19 protein-coding genes are annotated in these 14,205 nt (G+C 59.1%); 15 read left to right on the top strand and 4 right to left on the bottom strand.

Features of this window, described 5'->3' with window-relative positions:
- Nucleotides 1-3 precede the first annotated feature (3 nt).
- The 4 genes from GOW04_RS19095 to ptsN all read left to right on the top strand — a co-directional run bounded on the left by GOW04_RS19095 (nucleotide 4) and on the right by ptsN (nucleotide 2,593).
- Nucleotides 4-495 carry an LptA/OstA family protein gene (locus GOW04_RS19095; protein ID WP_371814426.1) on the top strand — a complete coding sequence of 164 codons (492 nt, stop codon included), beginning with the start codon at nucleotides 4-6 and terminating at the stop codon, nucleotides 493-495.
- Nucleotides 495-1,253, top strand: a complete 759-nt coding sequence (gene lptB / locus GOW04_RS19090; RefSeq protein ID WP_152459766.1) for an LPS export ABC transporter ATP-binding protein — start codon at nucleotides 495-497, stop codon at nucleotides 1,251-1,253. Before GOW04_RS19095 ends, lptB begins: the two co-directional genes overlap by 1 nt.
- 252 nt (nucleotides 1,254-1,505) lie before the next feature.
- Complete coding sequence (gene hpf / locus GOW04_RS19085; RefSeq protein WP_152459767.1) at nucleotides 1,506-2,069, top strand: ribosome hibernation-promoting factor, HPF/YfiA family; 564 nt, start codon at nucleotides 1,506-1,508, stop codon at nucleotides 2,067-2,069.
- 59 nt (nucleotides 2,070-2,128) lie between these two features.
- On the top strand, nucleotides 2,129-2,593 hold the full coding sequence (ptsN, locus tag GOW04_RS19080; RefSeq protein WP_117872900.1) for a PTS IIA-like nitrogen regulatory protein PtsN: 465 nt from the start codon (nucleotides 2,129-2,131) through the stop codon (nucleotides 2,591-2,593).
- A 55-nt stretch (nucleotides 2,594-2,648) separates the two neighbouring features.
- Here the strand turns inward: ptsN and GOW04_RS19075 are convergent, their stop codons facing one another.
- Nucleotides 2,649-3,164, bottom strand: coding sequence for a CAP domain-containing protein (locus tag GOW04_RS19075; RefSeq protein WP_171120163.1), 516 nt, complete (start codon nucleotides 3,162-3,164; stop codon nucleotides 2,649-2,651).
- A gap of 169 nt (nucleotides 3,165-3,333) precedes the next feature.
- On the opposite strand from GOW04_RS19075, the gene GOW04_RS19070 reads away from it, so the two are divergent.
- Together GOW04_RS19070 and GOW04_RS19065 are read left to right on the top strand one after the other, a co-directional pair.
- Nucleotides 3,334-3,933, top strand: coding sequence for a L,D-transpeptidase (locus GOW04_RS19070; RefSeq protein WP_152459769.1), 600 nt, complete (start codon nucleotides 3,334-3,336; stop codon nucleotides 3,931-3,933).
- Between the two features lie 139 nt (nucleotides 3,934-4,072).
- Entirely contained in the window at nucleotides 4,073-4,255 is a 183-nt protein-coding gene (locus GOW04_RS19065; RefSeq protein ID WP_117870963.1) for a hypothetical protein, read from the top strand.
- Nucleotides 4,256-4,328: 73 nt separating this feature from the next.
- On the opposite strand, the gene hemH is transcribed toward GOW04_RS19065, so the two are convergent.
- Nucleotides 4,329-5,378 carry a ferrochelatase gene (gene hemH / locus GOW04_RS19060; protein ID WP_152459770.1) on the bottom strand — a complete coding sequence of 350 codons (1,050 nt, stop codon included), beginning with the start codon at nucleotides 5,376-5,378 and terminating at the stop codon, nucleotides 4,329-4,331.
- Between the two features lie 56 nt (nucleotides 5,379-5,434).
- Entirely contained in the window at nucleotides 5,435-6,265 is an 831-nt protein-coding gene (locus GOW04_RS19055; RefSeq protein WP_171233649.1) for a methyltransferase domain-containing protein, read from the bottom strand.
- Between GOW04_RS19055 and GOW04_RS19050 the strand changes: the two genes are divergently transcribed.
- The 4 genes from GOW04_RS19050 to GOW04_RS19035 are packed head-to-tail and all read left to right on the top strand — an operon-like array spanning nucleotide 6,246 to nucleotide 8,589.
- The gene (locus GOW04_RS19050; RefSeq protein WP_371814425.1) at nucleotides 6,246-7,010 is read left to right on the top strand and encodes a double zinc ribbon domain-containing protein; all 765 of its coding nucleotides are present in this window, start codon (nucleotides 6,246-6,248) and stop codon (nucleotides 7,008-7,010) included. The two genes, GOW04_RS19055 and GOW04_RS19050, sit on opposite strands and share 20 nt — an antisense overlap.
- Before the next feature lie 38 nt (nucleotides 7,011-7,048).
- Entirely contained in the window at nucleotides 7,049-7,306 is a 258-nt protein-coding gene (gene grxC / locus GOW04_RS19045; protein ID WP_152459773.1) for a glutaredoxin 3, read from the top strand.
- Complete coding sequence (locus GOW04_RS19040; protein ID WP_152459774.1) at nucleotides 7,306-8,136, top strand: carbon-nitrogen hydrolase family protein; 831 nt, start codon at nucleotides 7,306-7,308, stop codon at nucleotides 8,134-8,136. Before grxC ends, GOW04_RS19040 begins: the two co-directional genes overlap by 1 nt.
- A 12-nt stretch (nucleotides 8,137-8,148) precedes the next feature.
- Complete coding sequence (locus tag GOW04_RS19035; RefSeq protein ID WP_171233647.1) at nucleotides 8,149-8,589, top strand: MarR family winged helix-turn-helix transcriptional regulator; 441 nt, start codon at nucleotides 8,149-8,151, stop codon at nucleotides 8,587-8,589.
- 4 nt (nucleotides 8,590-8,593) lie between these two features.
- On the opposite strand, the gene ubiG is transcribed toward GOW04_RS19035, so the two are convergent.
- The gene (ubiG, locus tag GOW04_RS19030; protein ID WP_171233646.1) at nucleotides 8,594-9,340 is read right to left on the bottom strand and encodes a bifunctional 2-polyprenyl-6-hydroxyphenol methylase/3-demethylubiquinol 3-O-methyltransferase UbiG; all 747 of its coding nucleotides are present in this window, start codon (nucleotides 9,338-9,340) and stop codon (nucleotides 8,594-8,596) included.
- Between the two features lie 48 nt (nucleotides 9,341-9,388).
- Between ubiG and pip the strand changes: the two genes are divergently transcribed.
- The 5 genes from pip (at nucleotide 9,389) to GOW04_RS19005 (ending at nucleotide 14,200) form a co-directional block, all read left to right on the top strand.
- Nucleotides 9,389-10,366, top strand: coding sequence for a prolyl aminopeptidase (gene pip / locus GOW04_RS19025; protein ID WP_171233645.1), 978 nt, complete (start codon nucleotides 9,389-9,391; stop codon nucleotides 10,364-10,366).
- The gene (locus GOW04_RS19020; RefSeq protein WP_171233644.1) at nucleotides 10,363-11,184 is read left to right on the top strand and encodes an ABC transporter substrate-binding protein; all 822 of its coding nucleotides are present in this window, start codon (nucleotides 10,363-10,365) and stop codon (nucleotides 11,182-11,184) included. Before pip ends, GOW04_RS19020 begins: the two co-directional genes overlap by 4 nt.
- A gap of 160 nt (nucleotides 11,185-11,344) precedes the next feature.
- A complete protein-coding gene (gene rimP / locus GOW04_RS19015; RefSeq protein WP_171233643.1) occupies nucleotides 11,345-11,935 on the top strand; it encodes a ribosome maturation factor RimP in 591 nt (196 codons plus the stop codon).
- The gene (gene nusA / locus GOW04_RS19010) at nucleotides 11,935-13,554 is read left to right on the top strand and encodes a transcription termination factor NusA (protein WP_171233642.1); all 1,620 of its coding nucleotides are present in this window, start codon (nucleotides 11,935-11,937) and stop codon (nucleotides 13,552-13,554) included. The genes rimP and nusA overlap by 1 nt, the downstream gene beginning before the upstream one ends.
- Nucleotides 13,555-13,576: 22 nt before the next feature.
- Nucleotides 13,577-14,200, top strand: coding sequence for an RNA-binding protein (locus GOW04_RS19005; protein WP_171171767.1), 624 nt, complete (start codon nucleotides 13,577-13,579; stop codon nucleotides 14,198-14,200).
- Nucleotides 14,201-14,205 lie beyond the last annotated feature (5 nt).

Below are 14,205 nucleotides of genomic sequence, written 5' to 3'. Positions count from 1 at the left end.
CCTGTGTTCGATTTTCGTTTTGTTCCTTTGTGCCTTGCTCTGTTTGCAGGTGCCGTAACCGCGACTGCGCAGGAGGCGCAGGTGGCTTTTGGTTCTGCAAATGCCGACCCGAGCCTTCCGGTCGAGGTCACATCCGACATATTGAACGTCAACCAGGAGGACGGTTCTGCCGAATTTCTCGGAAATGTCGTCGTCATTCAGGGCGAAATGCGGCTGACCGCTGAACGGGTTCTCGTGATCTACAACGAGGAACGCTCGGCGATTGAACGGATGGAAGCCACCGAGAATGTTGTTCTGGTCAGCCCGCCGGATGCGGCAGAGGGCGATTGGGCGGAATACACGATAGATTCCGGTGTGATCGTCATGAAAGGCAATGTCCTGCTGACGCAAGGCCCCAGCATCATCAGCGGCGATCAGATGAACGCCAATCTGACAACGGGCACAGCGACCATGACCGGGCGCGTCAAGACGATCCTTCAGCAGGGAAACAACTGATGGCGCGACCCGACTTGTCAGTGGCCGAAGGCAATTCCGGGCTGCGCATCGAGAAACTGCGGAAATCCTACCGTAAGAAAACGGTGATCCGCGATGTCTCGATGACACTGGACCGGTCCGAAGTCGTTGCCCTGTTGGGACCCAACGGGTCGGGTAAGACCACGACCTTTTATTCCGTGGCGGGGCTTGTTTTCCCAGAGGCCGGCAAAGTCACGATTGACGGCCAGAATGTTACGACGTTGCCGATGTACCGGCGTGCGCGGATGGGCATCGGTTACCTGCCGCAGGAGATGTCGATCTTTCGCGGCATGAGCGTCGAGGACAATATCGCCGCGGTACTGGATATCACGGTTCCTCATGCTCACAGGCGGAAAGAACGGCTGGAAGAGCTGTTGTCGGATTTTTCGATCGAACATCTGCGCCGCGCGCCCGCTCTTGCCCTTTCCGGCGGTGAGCGCCGCCGCGTTGAGATAGCGCGATGTTTGGCCGCAGACCCGAAATATCTTTTGTTGGACGAACCATTTGCGGGTGTTGACCCGATCAGCGTCGGCGATATCCGGCATCTGGTTGCCGACCTAAAAAAACGGGGGATCGGTGTTCTGATCACCGACCATAACGTGCGGGAAACGCTGGAAATTGTCGACCGGGCCTATATCCTGCATGACGGGCAGGTTCTGATGTCGGGCACACCAGACGAGGTCGTCGAGAACGAGAATGTCCGCCGTGTCTATCTTGGCGAAAACTTCCGTATTTCATAGGCTTGTTATGGTCTGCGTCGGATGCATGGCGGAAATCGCGTATATACACACCTGTTTTGATTGACTCTTCCCTCGTCTCTTGCCTCAATTGTCCCATGGCATTTACCCGGTTCCAGTCTGGAGATCGTTGTCCCTTCGTTGAAGGGCTGGAGTTAAGACAACCGCGGAAAGTGTCTCGACCCCCCACCCGATAAAAACAAGTTCGTCGCGTAACGTGACGTCAGAATGGGTGTGAATTGTGAAGGAGATCACATGCGTTACCAAATCAGCGGAAAACAGATCGACATCGGTGCGGCGCTTCAGACTCACGTGCAGACCGAATTGGGCGAGGTTGTGGGTAAATATGCCCAGCGGCCTACCGATGCCAACGTCGTCTTTTCCCGTTCAGCGCATGAATATGTATGCGAAACAACAGTGCACCTGTCCACCGGGCTGACCGCTCAGGCCAAGGCGCATGCAACCGAAATTTATGCGGCGTTCGAGGCATGCTGCGACAAAATGGAAACACAACTGCGGCGCTATAAGCGTCGTTTGAAGGACCACCACAAGGATCGGTCCGAGCCGGTTGAACTCTTTGGAGCGTCCTCTTATATCCTCGCTTCTGATGAATCGGACGCGGCCGATGAACCCGAATCGCTGCAGCCCATGATTGTGGCTGAGATGGAAACAAAAATCCCATCTTTGAGCGTTGGTGAAGCCGTGATGCAAATGGAACTTGCCGGTGCCCCGGTGCTGGTGTTCAGAAATGAGAACAAGGATGGATTGAACGTCGTGTATCGTCGCGAAGACGGTAACATCGGCTGGATTGATCCTTAACAGGCAAGGATACGGGGCCGCACCCGCCGACGCGGGTGCCGTGCCTATGGAGCGTGATCATGGAGCTTTCGAGCATACTGAAGCCCGAAGCAGTACGTGTACTATCCGCCGCTTCCAGCAAGAAGCGGTTGTTTCAGGAAATCGGCGATGTCGCAGCCGCCAATCTGGGCCTCGATTCTCAGGCCGTCGTCGACTGTCTGCTCGAACGGGAAAGCCTTGGCCCGACGGGCGTGGGGCATGGCGTTGCGCTTCCGCACGCGCGGTTGCCCGAGCTTGATTCGGTTTCGGGCGTATTCGTCATGCTGGAAAAGCCCATCGACTTTGGATCGGTTGACCGTCAACCCGTGGACATTGCCTTTGCACTTTTTGCGCCGGAAGAGGCCGGCGTCGATCATCTCAAGGCGCTGGCCCTTGTGTCACGCACGCTGAGGGACACCTCGGTGTGCACCAAGCTTCGGGCGAACCCCGATCCGGTCAAGCTTTATGCGATCCTGACCGAAGCGCAGTCCATGCAAGCAGCGTAATCAGAAAAAAAGCCCCCGGATTTCGGGGGCTTTTTTGTGTGTACGGTGATCGGGGTCAGCCGCCGGTTCCCATTTCCAGCGTCCACCAGATTTTCCCGCCTTTTTCCTGATGCCAGGCGAACCCCATCTGCGTGGCCTTGGGGTCCATGATCACGGCGCGCGGTCCGGGTTCCTGCATCCAAGCGGCAAGGGTTTCGGTTTCGGTTTCGTAGGTCTCGGAAATTGCTTCACCGAGGAACGTGCCGAAATACCCGACCCGTGCAGCCCGATCGATCGGAGAGGAGCCGTCGGACCCGAAGTGCCAGGGCCGGTTCTGTCTGGCCATGTCCTTGGAATGGGTCGCCGCTGCTGCGTTCAACTGCGCGTTCAGCTGGACAGGCTGCAATCCTTGGGCCTGACGCAGGGCATTGACCGAATCAACCATACGGAACTGCAACTTTTCCGGGTTGCCGCGAATTTTGTAGACCGTGGGCAGCGGGCGACCGTCTGCACCGATGGTCGTGGTGCCGGTGTCAGTACATGCCGCCAGCGCGACAAAGCAAATCAAGAGTAAAGAAACGATACGCGTCATGATCGACCTGGTTATTGTGTCATTACAGGGCATAGCGCGCCTGACAGCTCTGAGCAAACGCGCAATAGCCTAAACTTGCGTGATTCTGCCGGTTTGATTTGCGACTGAAGCATTCTGGCAATAGAATGTCACGGATTTCAGACCTCACTTGAACACAGGACCCGTTGTCATGGTCAAAAAGCGCATTCAAACGTCCACACGCAGGGGTTTTCTGGCTGGGGCCACCGCGACGCTGGCAACCCCCGCACTGGCGCAGTACATCCCCGGTGATCCGCTGCGTCCTGCACCCGAACCCGAGCCTTCGGTGCGCCGCAACGTATCGGGTTTCCGGGCGCTGGATTGGCAGCCGTACTTTTCGAACACCAGAAACGGTGCCATTCTGGTCGATACCGTGTCGCGCGCGCTGCACTATTGGTCAGATGATCAAAGTATATACAAACTCTACCCTTCATCGGTTCCCCTGACCGAGGAACTGACCCGCCGGGGGCGTACCAGCGTGATCAGAAAGGTTGAAGGGCCCAGCTGGTCTCCGACACCGTCCATGAAAAAGCGAAACCCGGAATGGCCTGACTATATCCCTCCGGGGCCGGATAACCCGCTGGGAACACATGCTTTATACCTGAGTTGGAAGTACTATCGCATTCACGGAACGCACGATACGCGAAAAATCGGACGCCGGTCGTCGAATGGCTGTATCGGTCTGTTCAACGAAGACATTGCCGAGCTGTTCTCGATGGCGAAGGTCGGCACGCAAGTGTTGCTAATTTGACGACATTTTCGTGTGGGAACCCGCTTAGCGGTCAAGTTGCAATTGCATTCCAGCGTCAATGCTGATTAGAAAAAACCACGAGGTAAGTCTTAGATGTGTGGTTCCGGGCATTGGAACTGCGCAAATTCTGGAGGTTAATATGAAGAAACTCGTTCTCGCTGCTGCACTGACTGCTGCTGCTTCGACCGCTTATGCTGGTAACCTGGAAGAGCCGGTTGTTGAAGCACCTGTTGTTGTAGAAGAAACTCAGGGTTCGTCGCAGGGCATCCTGCTGCCGCTGATCCTGCTGGTCGTTGTTGCTGCTGCTGTTGCTGCAAGCTAATCCGACACGGAATTCATGAAAAAGGCGGTGGAGTAATCCACCGCCTTTTTTTTGTTTCCCAAGGCTGTGCAGGTCAGTCCAACCAGCCGCGCAAGTTTTCTTCGATCACTGTGCCCAATGCAGCAATGTGCGCCGCATCGTCATTGAGACATGGAATATAGGTGAAGGTTTCGCCGCCCGCTTCTTCGAAGCTTTCCTTGATCTCTTCGTTGATCTCTTCCAGCGTTTCGATGCAGTCGGCCGAGAAAGCCGGCGCGATGACCGCTATGTTCTTTTTGCCCTGTTTGGCCAAATCCGCCACATGATCCACTGTATAGGGTTTCAGCCATTCCTCGGGGCCGAATCGCGACTGGAACGTTGAAACCAGTTGATCGTCAGACCATCCCAGCCGTTCCTTCAGCAGCCGTGTCGTCTTGGCGCACTGGCAATGATAGGGGTCACCCTGTTGCAGATACCGTTCCGGCATCCCGTGATACGAGCAGACCAGAATATCGGGTTTTGTCTCCGCCGCGGCATAAGCACGTTCAACGGATTGCGCCAGAGCGTCGATATAGGCGGGTTGGTCGAAATAGGCCGGTACGGTTCGCGTGGCAGGCTGCCAGGCCTCATCCATCAGTGCACGAAAGAACTGGTCATTGGCGGTGGCCGTGGTTGCGCCCGCGTATTGTGGGTAAAGCGGGAAAAACAGAATACGGTCACAGCCCGCGGCAACCATCTCGCGCACTTTGGACTTTGTTGACGGGTTGCCGTAGCGCATGCAGAAATCGACCATCACCTGATCCCCATACCGATCCTGCATCGCGTCGCGCAGCTTGGCAGTCTGGTCCTTGGTGATCGTCATCAGCGGGCTTTCGCCCTTCTCGTGATTCCAGATCGATTTGTAGGCTTCACCCGAACTGAATGGCCGTTTGCTGAGGATGATCCCCTGAAGAATCGGTTGCCATTTCCATTTCGGATAGTCGATGACCCGCTGATCCGACAGAAACTCGTTCAGATAGCGACGCATCGGCCAATAGGTGTAATTGTCCGGTGTACCCAGATTGGCCAGCAAAATGCCAACACGGCCCATCTTGACCTTGGGATGGTCGGCAGGGGCATGAGCGGGACGGGTGGCATCAAACATTTGAGCATTCCTGAGTTTTCGTGTTCCGACCTGAGATAAAGGGATTTGGTTGCGCGTCAATCCGGCAGTTTGCCCTCTTTCGTGCGCAGGGCATCTGCCAGGCGCATTTGGGCTGACCCCGGGCGCAGCGGCTTTGGTTGGCTGTCATCGGGGGACCAACCGGTCAGGCAAATCAGTTCGAAGGTTGCGGCGAGGCGGCCTGTTCCCGTCGAAAAGTGATCCGAATAGACGCGCTGTGCGGCTTCGAAGACTCTGCGCCGGGTCGGGCATTTCAACCGGGCAGCCAATGCGTTGGTTTCACCCATATCCCTCAGATCATGCATCAGGTGCCAGATATCGCGGTATTCTGCCGTCAGCGGTACGGCATCGGCCACTGGCAATGCCAGACCGGCCCGTTGCAGCAACCCACCCAGATCGCGCAGTTCGGCCATGGGGGCGATGCGGGGGCTGAGCCCGCCCGTGACTTCGATTTCGGCCTGACCCAGCGCGGCGCGCAATTCGTGAAGGGTCTCACCGCCAAGGCATACAACAAGAACCAACCCATCCGGTTTCAAAGCCCTTTTGCATTGGATCAACTGTCCGACCGGGTCATTGGCGCAGTGCAGCGCCATCGCATGAACTACCAGATCATGCGCGCCGGGTTGCAGCGACAGCACATCGTCATCCGCGACAATGGCGGCATCCGGAAAAACGTCTGCCCAAAGCTGTGGGAAAGGGGTCACAACCGCAGGTGCCGTAAAGGTTCTGTTAACCATGGAGAGCCGATCCTGAACCTCATCAATGGCGGCGCGGTGCAAGAACAGGGCGTCGTCCTTCGCGCGGGCGCGATGATGCAGAATGGCGTTTCGGTCGAAAAGAGAGGGTGCGGTGGGCTCGGGCAGTTTCATAGGTCGCAAGTATCGCATTGCGCAGCGGATTCAAACTGCCCTTGCATTGATCTATCCGCCGCGTTGCATGGGCTGCGGAGAGCTGACGGAAGCCGATTTCGGCCTGTGTGGGGCGTGTTGGGGGGATACGCCGTTCATCGGTGGCACGGTTTGCGAAAGCTGTGGTGTGCCCGTGATCGGAAGCGCAGACAGGTTCCGGACCGAGTGCGACGATTGTCTGAAAACCCCTCCGCCCTGGAACGCGGGCCGCGCTGCGCTGATGTATGATGGGAAGGCGCGGTCACTTGTTCTGGCCTTGAAGCATGGTGACCGGACCGAACTGGCCCGCCCCGCTGCCCGTTGGATGGCGCAGGCTGGGCGCGATCTGCTGCGTCCCGGGATGGTGATTGCTCCGGTGCCGTTGCATTGGTCACGCCTGCTGAAACGGCGATACAATCAGTCTGCGCTGCTGGCACGCAACTTGGGGCAAGAAACCGGATTGGACTGCGTGCCGGATCTGCTGGTGCGCAAACGGAGGACCCCGGTGCTGGACGGAAAGACCGCGGGGGAAAGGGGCGAAGCCTTGGCAGGCGCAATTGACATCCACCCAAGGCGGGCGCTGCATTTGAAGGGGCGCGATGTCCTGCTGGTGGATGACGTGATGACATCCGGCGCGACGTTGGCGGCGTGCACACGTGCGTGTCAGGCCGCAGGGGCAAATCATATTTTCGTGTTGGCACTGGCGCGCGTTGCCAAGGATGCCTAATTCGCCCAAGATCGCACGAAACCCAAAGGGACCGGAACATGAAGCCCGTAGAAATCTATACCTCGCCGCTCTGTGGTTTTTGCCACGCGGCCAAACGTCTGCTGAAGCAGAAAGGCGTTGAGTTCAAGGAAGTTGACATTCTGATGCACCCCAAACGCAAGCCCGAGATGATCCAGCGTGCAGGTGGCAAACGCACGGTGCCTCAGATTTTCATCGGGACACAGCATGTGGGCGGCTGCGACGACCTTTACGAGCTGGAGCGGCAAGGCAAGCTTGACCGTCTGCTTGCCGCCTGATGAAGACCGCGCTGCTGCAAATCACCTCGTCGGATGATCCGGTCGAAAACCTGGACATGGTGCGCGCCATGGCGGCCGACGCGGCAGGGCAGGGCGCGCGGTTTATCCTGACGCCAGAGGTCACGAATTGCGTGTCAAACAGTACGACGCGGCAAAACGAGGTTCTTCAGCACGAAGAAGACGACATCACCTTGGCCGGCCTGCGGGCTCAGGCCGCCCGACTGGGCGTGTGGGTGTTGATCGGGTCACTGGGGATCAAGACTCATGACGCTGACGGGCGGTTTGCCAACCGGTCTTTCATGATCGATCCGCAAGGTCGGATCGTGGCGCGTTACGACAAGATCCATATGTTCGACGTGCAGGTCACCGAGACCGAGACGTTCCGCGAATCAAAGAACTACCGCCCCGGCGAAAAGGCGGTCATAGCCGAAACTGATTTTGGCAAAGTGGGTTTGACCATCTGTTATGACATCCGGTTTCCGTACCTGCATGCGGCTTTGGCGCAGGCAGACGCGCGAATCCTGACCGTTCCGGCAGCGTTTTCACCTGTTACGGGCGCCGCGCATTGGGAATCGCTGTTGCGGGCCCGGGCGATTGAGACAGGCTGTTGGGTCTTGGCCCCCGCGCAAACGGGGGAACACCCATCAACGCGCGGAAAGACGCGTTTTACCCATGGGCACAGCATGGTCGTCGACCCGTGGGGAAAGGTGCTGATCGACGCAGGTACCGATCCGGGCATTCACATTTTCGATTTGGATGATAGTTCTGTGACAGAGGCACGCCGCCGCGTGCCGTCGTTGACACACACCCGGTCTTTCACTGGACCCTGACAGAATTGAACAATGACGGAAGACACCAACGCCCTTGCGGTCACGCTGTTCAGCGAGATCCTGACCGCGGATCAGTTGTTGCGCAACCGGCTCAGCCGGGTGCTGCCCAAGGGTATGGAAATTTCGCATTTCTCTGTGCTGAATCATCTGGTTTTCGTCGGGGACGAGCGTAGCCCGGCGCAACTGGCCAACACATTCCACGTGACCCGTGGCGCGATGACCAATACTTTGGCCAAGCTGGAATGGGCCGGGTACATCCACATCCGCCCCGACTGGGACGACGCCCGCCGCAAGATGGTGGCGATCAGCCCCGCAGGTCGACGGGCGCGGGATCAGGCGATTTCCTCGATTGCCCCGCTGATCAACCGCGTGGTCGGAGAGCTCGGGTTGGAGCGTGTGCGCAGCGCCCTGCCGGTGCTTCGGGATCTGCGGTTGCAGTTGGAGGGGGAATAACCCCCTACTGTGGCTTCACGCTCGCCGTCACGTAATTCACGCTCAAGTCCCGATCCGAGATGGACCAGCTCCAAAGGATCGGGTTGAACACGAACCCTTTGCGGTCCACCGGGTCCAGCCCGGCCTGACGCAGCAGGTCGAACAGCTCGTCCGGCGTGATGAACTTGTTCCATTCATGCGTGCCGCGCGGCAGCCAACGCATGACGACCTCGGCCCCGAAAATCGCCATGGCGTAAGACTTCGGGTTGCGGTTGATGGTTGAACAAATCTCCAACCCGCCGGGTTTGAGCAACTGACGCGTGGCGGTCAGATAGGACAGGGGATCAGCCACGTGTTCCACCACTTCCATGTTCAGCACAACATCGAATTGCTCGCCCGCAGCGGCCAAGTCCTCGGCCGTGGTAAGGCGATAGTCGATCTTCAGCCCGGATTGTTCAGCGTGAATGCGCGCCACGGGCAGATTGCGTTCCGCGGCGTCGGCGCCCACAACGTCGGCCCCAAGACGCGCCATCGGTTCGCTCAGCAGCCCACCGCCGCAGCCGATATCCAGCAGGCGCAGACCTTCGAACGGCACAGGCGACTTTAGGTCGCGATCGAATTCTCCGGCGATCTGCTGCGTTATATAGTCCAGCCGGCACGGGTTAAGCATGTGCAATGGTTTGAATTTTCCGTGCGGGTCCCACCATTCCGCGGCCATCGCCTCGAATTTTGCGATCTCGGACGGGTCCACCGTGTTCGGATGCGCTTGCATTCCTGTCTCCGTGTGCTCTTTTACGCTTAAGGACTATATAGGGCCATAATGGACAAGTACCCGGACCAAAAGCGCGCAGTTCAATATCTGTACCCGCCGATCGACCCTTTCGACCAGCGGATGGTCGATATGGGCGATGGGCACCGTATTTATGTGGAACAATGCGGTAATCCTGACGGCATACCCGTTGTGATCCTGCACGGGGGGCCGGGTGGGGGGTGCAGCCCGGCCATGAGGCGATACTTCGATCCACAGGCCTACAGGGTGATTCTGTTTGACCAGCGCGGATGTGGCCGGTCGCGCCCGACGGCCTCGGTCGAAGACAACACAACGTGGCATCTGGTTGCCGATATCGAACGTCTGCGCAAATTGTTCGAAATCGAAGAATGGATTGCCTTTGGTGGCAGCTGGGGGGCGACTCTGGCGCTGATCTATGCCCAGACCCATCCTGACCGCGTCAGCCGGTTGGTGCTGCGCGGGGTGTTTTTGGCGACTCAGACCGAACTGGACTGGTTTTATGGTGGCGGCGCCGGGCGGTTCTGGCCCGAGCAATGGCAGAAATTCACCTCGCTGCTGCCCGAGGTTGAACTGGACGACACCATTGCCGCCTATAACAAACGTCTGTTTTCGGGCGACCGCGCGACAGAGATCCTGTATGCGCGGGCCTGGTCCCATTGGGAAAACGCGCTGGCCTCGATCCACAACAACGGATCGGTTGGCGAAAGCCCCGGCGAATACGCGCGCACTTTTGCGCGGCTCGAGAATCACTATTTCACCAACAAGGCGTTTCTGGAAACGGACGGGCAGATTCTGGAACAGATGGACCGGATCGCGCATATCCCCGGCCATATCGTGCAGGGGCGCTATGACATGATCTGCCCGCCGCAGGCCGCGTGGTCCCTGGCGGAACGCTGGCCGAATGCTGAACTGAAGATGGTTCGTCAGGCGGGGCACGCCCTGTCCGAGCCGGGCATCAGCGCGGAACTGGTGCGAATCATGGACCGTGTGGCGGAGGGTGTCGCATGACCCGAATCGATCGCCGTGCTCTCTTTGCCTCTGGTGCCGCTGCCGCATTGCTGGCGGCGACAGGAGCATCCCTTGCCGGTACGCCCAAGAAAGGCGGGACATTGCGTCTGGCCGTTCCGCGCGATGACAGCCTCGAGCAAGTGGCGCGTGGGGCCGTTTTCGACACAATGACCGAAATCGCCCCGGATGGTACGTTGCGCGGTGAGCTTGCGACCGGCTGGCAAACCGACGCCGACGCACGGGTCTGGAACTTTGATCTGCGTGATGACGCGGTCTTTCACGATGGCGAACCCTTGCAGATTGCGGATGTCATGACCGTTCTGGCCGAAATCGGAAGGCCCGAGGCGCTTGCCCCCAACCGGCTGCGGCTTGAACTTGCCGAGGCAAATCCCGGATTGCCTTTCCTGTTGGCCGACAGCCGCTTTGTTGTTGCGCGCGCCGGTGAAACCGTATCCCCGTTGCGCAAGGCCAACGGCACCGGCTGCTATCGTGTCGAACGGGCAGAAGATGGCCGCCATTTTCTGGGCCGCCGTGTCGAGGGGCATTACAAAGATGGTCAGGCCGGATGGGCTGACGCGGTCGAGGTCATTGTAATCCCGGACCCCGCCGTGCGGGCCGAGGCGCTGCGGGACGGGTATGTCGATATCGCGGCGCTTCCGGATCGGGCCGGAATGCGAGGCACGCGCGGTGTCCGGTTCCACCCGTCCGAGGCCGACATGGCCCTTGCCGTATCGGATGCTGTCGGGATGCCGCGACAGGTTGCCGGGAACGGTGCGCTGGACGATGGCCGTATCGCCGAACGGTGGTGGATGGTGTAAATCCAAATGCGCATCCCTCGGGGGGTTGCAGACTCGGGCCATCCTGCGTATATGCAGTTTCAACAGCGGCGCGTTGGACTTCTGGTCCAAGGCTCCACCGGAAAATACGACGGGCCGCGCGCCCGTTTTTTTGTGCCCGACTGACAGGGTAGAGTACCAGATGACAAACGACCTGATAGCAAAAGCTGCCATTGACCGGCGACTGGCCGAGATCATCACGCCCGTGATCGAGGATCTGGGGTATGAGCTGGTCCGCATCCGCCTGATGAGCGGCAAGCAGACCACGCTTCAGATCATGGCCGACAAGCCCGATGGCGGTATTGAAGTGGATGACTGCGCCGAAATTTCCAACGCGGTCAGCGCCACGCTGGATGTCGAGGATCCGATCCTTGACGCCTATACGCTCGAGGTGTCGAGCCCCGGTATCGACCGCCCTCTGACCCGTCTGAAGGATTTCGAGACCTTCGAAGGGTATGAGGCCAAGATCGAGACCGCCGAACTGATTGACGGCCGCCGCCGCTTCAAGGGTGAATTGGCCGGGATCGAAGGGGACGACGTTCTGATCAACATCCCCGAGGGGGATGAAACCATCACCATCGGTCTGCAATTCGACTGGCTGAGCGATGCCAAGCTGGTCCTGACCGATGACCTGATCAAGGAAATGCTGCGCCAGCGCAAGGATGCCGGCGCCCTGAACGAAAACGCTTTCGACGAGATTGAGACCGAAGGGTCCGAAGAGGAGACGAACTGATGGCAATCACCTCAGCAAACCAGCTGGAGCTGTTGCAGACCGCCGAGGCCGTGGCCCGCGAAAAGATGATCGACCCCGGCCTGGTCGTCGAAGCGATGGAGGAATCGCTCGCCCGTGCCGCCAAGAGCCGCTACGGCGCCGAGATGGACATCCGCGTGTCCATCGACCGCAAGACAGGCAAGGCGACCTTTACCCGGGTCCGCACCGTGGTCGAGGATGAAGAGCTTGAGAACTATCAGGCCGAGATGACCGTCGAGCAGGCCAAGCAGTACATGGAATCGCCCGAGGTTGGCGACGTCTTCGTCGAAGAGGTTCCGCCGGTTGAAATGGGTCGGATTGCGGCTCAGTCCGCCAAGCAGGTCATCCTGCAAAAAGTGCGCGAAGCCGAGCGCGACCGTCAGTACGAAGAATTCAAGGATCGCGCGGGCACCATCATCAACGGTGCGGTCAAGCGCGAAGAGTTTGGCAATGTCATCGTCGATCTGGGCGGTGCCGAGGCCGTTCTGCGCCGCAATGACAAGATCGGCCGCGAAAGCTATCGCCCGAATGACCGGGTGCGCGCGTACATCAAGGAAGTGCGCCGCGAAGTGCGCGGCCACCAGATCTTCCTGTCGCGCACCGCGCCGGAATTCATGGCCGAGCTGTTCAAGATGGAAGTGCCGGAAATCTATGACGGCATCATCGAGGTCAAGGCCGTGGCCCGTGACCCCGGTTCGCGCGCCAAGATCGCTGTGATTTCCTATGATGGCTCGATCGATCCTGTCGGGGCCTGCGTTGGTATGCGCGGCAGCCGTGTTCAGGCCGTTGTGAACGAGCTTCAGGGTGAAAAGATCGACATCATTCCGTGGAACGAAGATCAACCGACTTTCCTGGTGAACGCGTTGCAGCCTGCCGAGGTCTCCAAGGTGGTTCTGGACGAAGAAGCCGGCAAGATCGAGGTCGTCGTGCCCGAAGAACAATTGTCGCTGGCCATCGGTCGCCGCGGTCAGAACGTGCGTCTGGCCAGCCAGCTGACCGGTCTGGACATCGACATCATGACCGAAGCCGAAGAATCGGCCCGCCGCCAGAAGGAATTCGAAGCCCGTACCAAACTGTTCATGGACAGCCTGGATCTGGACGAATTCTTTGCTCAGCTGCTGGTCTCGGAAGGCTTCACCAACCTCGAAGAGGTTGCCTATGTCGAGATCGAGGAACTGCTGGTCATTGACGGCGTTGACGAAGGTACCGCGCAGGAACTGCAAACCCGCGCCCGCGAATTCCTGGAAGCACAGGCCAAGGCGGCACTGGATGCGGCGCGTGAATTGGGGGCCGAGGACAGTCTCATTGAATTCGAAGGTCTGACACCCCAGATGGTAGAGGCGCTGGCCAGGGACGATGTGAAGACTCTGGAAGACTTTGCAACTTGCGCCGACTGGGAACTGGCCGGTGGCTGGACGACCGTCGATGGTGAGCGTGTCAAGGATGACGGTGTATTGGAGCCTTTCGGCGTAACGCTGGAAGAGGCGCAAGATATGGTCATGACGGCGCGTATCCTGCTGGGTTGGGTTGATCCGGCCGAGCTGGAACAGGCGGAAGAAGACGTCGACGGCGACGCAGCAGACGAGGAGGTCGAGGCCTGATCTCGGGCTTCGGGTGGCGTGTATGAGTCGCGGTGGCGCCCATAAGGATCGGTCCGACGGACCCGAGCGCAAGTGCATCGCCACGGGCGAGGTGCAGCCCAAATTCGGGTTGATCCGCTTTGTGACGGGGCCGGACGGTCAGGTTTTTCCGGATGTCGCGGCGAAATTGCCCGGGCGGGGGGTCTATGTGGCGGCGGATCGTGCCGCCCTGGACAAGGCCGTTGGCAAGAAACTGTTTGCGCGGGGGTTCAAGGCGCAGGTGTCTGTGCCGAAGGACCTGGCGGAAAAGGTTGAACAGCAGATCGCGCGGCGCGTTGTCGAGCTGCTCAGCCTGGCGCGCAAGTCCGGCGACGCGGTTGCCGGGTATGAAAAGGTCAAGACGTGGCTGGACCGGGAAGAGGCGCAGGTGCTGATTCAGGCCGCTGATGGATCGGGGCGCGGCAAGTCCAAACTGAGCACGCCGCACTTCGGGAAATACATAGGTTGGCTGACGGCAGACGAATTAGGACAGGCATTTGGGCGCCAAACGGTGATTCATGCGGCCTTGGCCTCTGGCGGACTCGCCAAACGTGTTGTAGAGGAAGCGCAGCGCCTGCGTGGCTTGCGCGAAACGGATGACGGCGGCAGGGGCCGCGCGGAAGGGTAAGTAGC

It is taken from the genome of Ruegeria sp. HKCCA4812, from assembly GCF_013034245.1.
Taxonomy (GTDB): domain Bacteria; phylum Pseudomonadota; class Alphaproteobacteria; order Rhodobacterales; family Rhodobacteraceae; genus Ruegeria.
The sequence above is the reverse complement of the archived record's forward strand: the minus strand, read 5'-3'. Positions and strand labels throughout refer to the sequence as shown.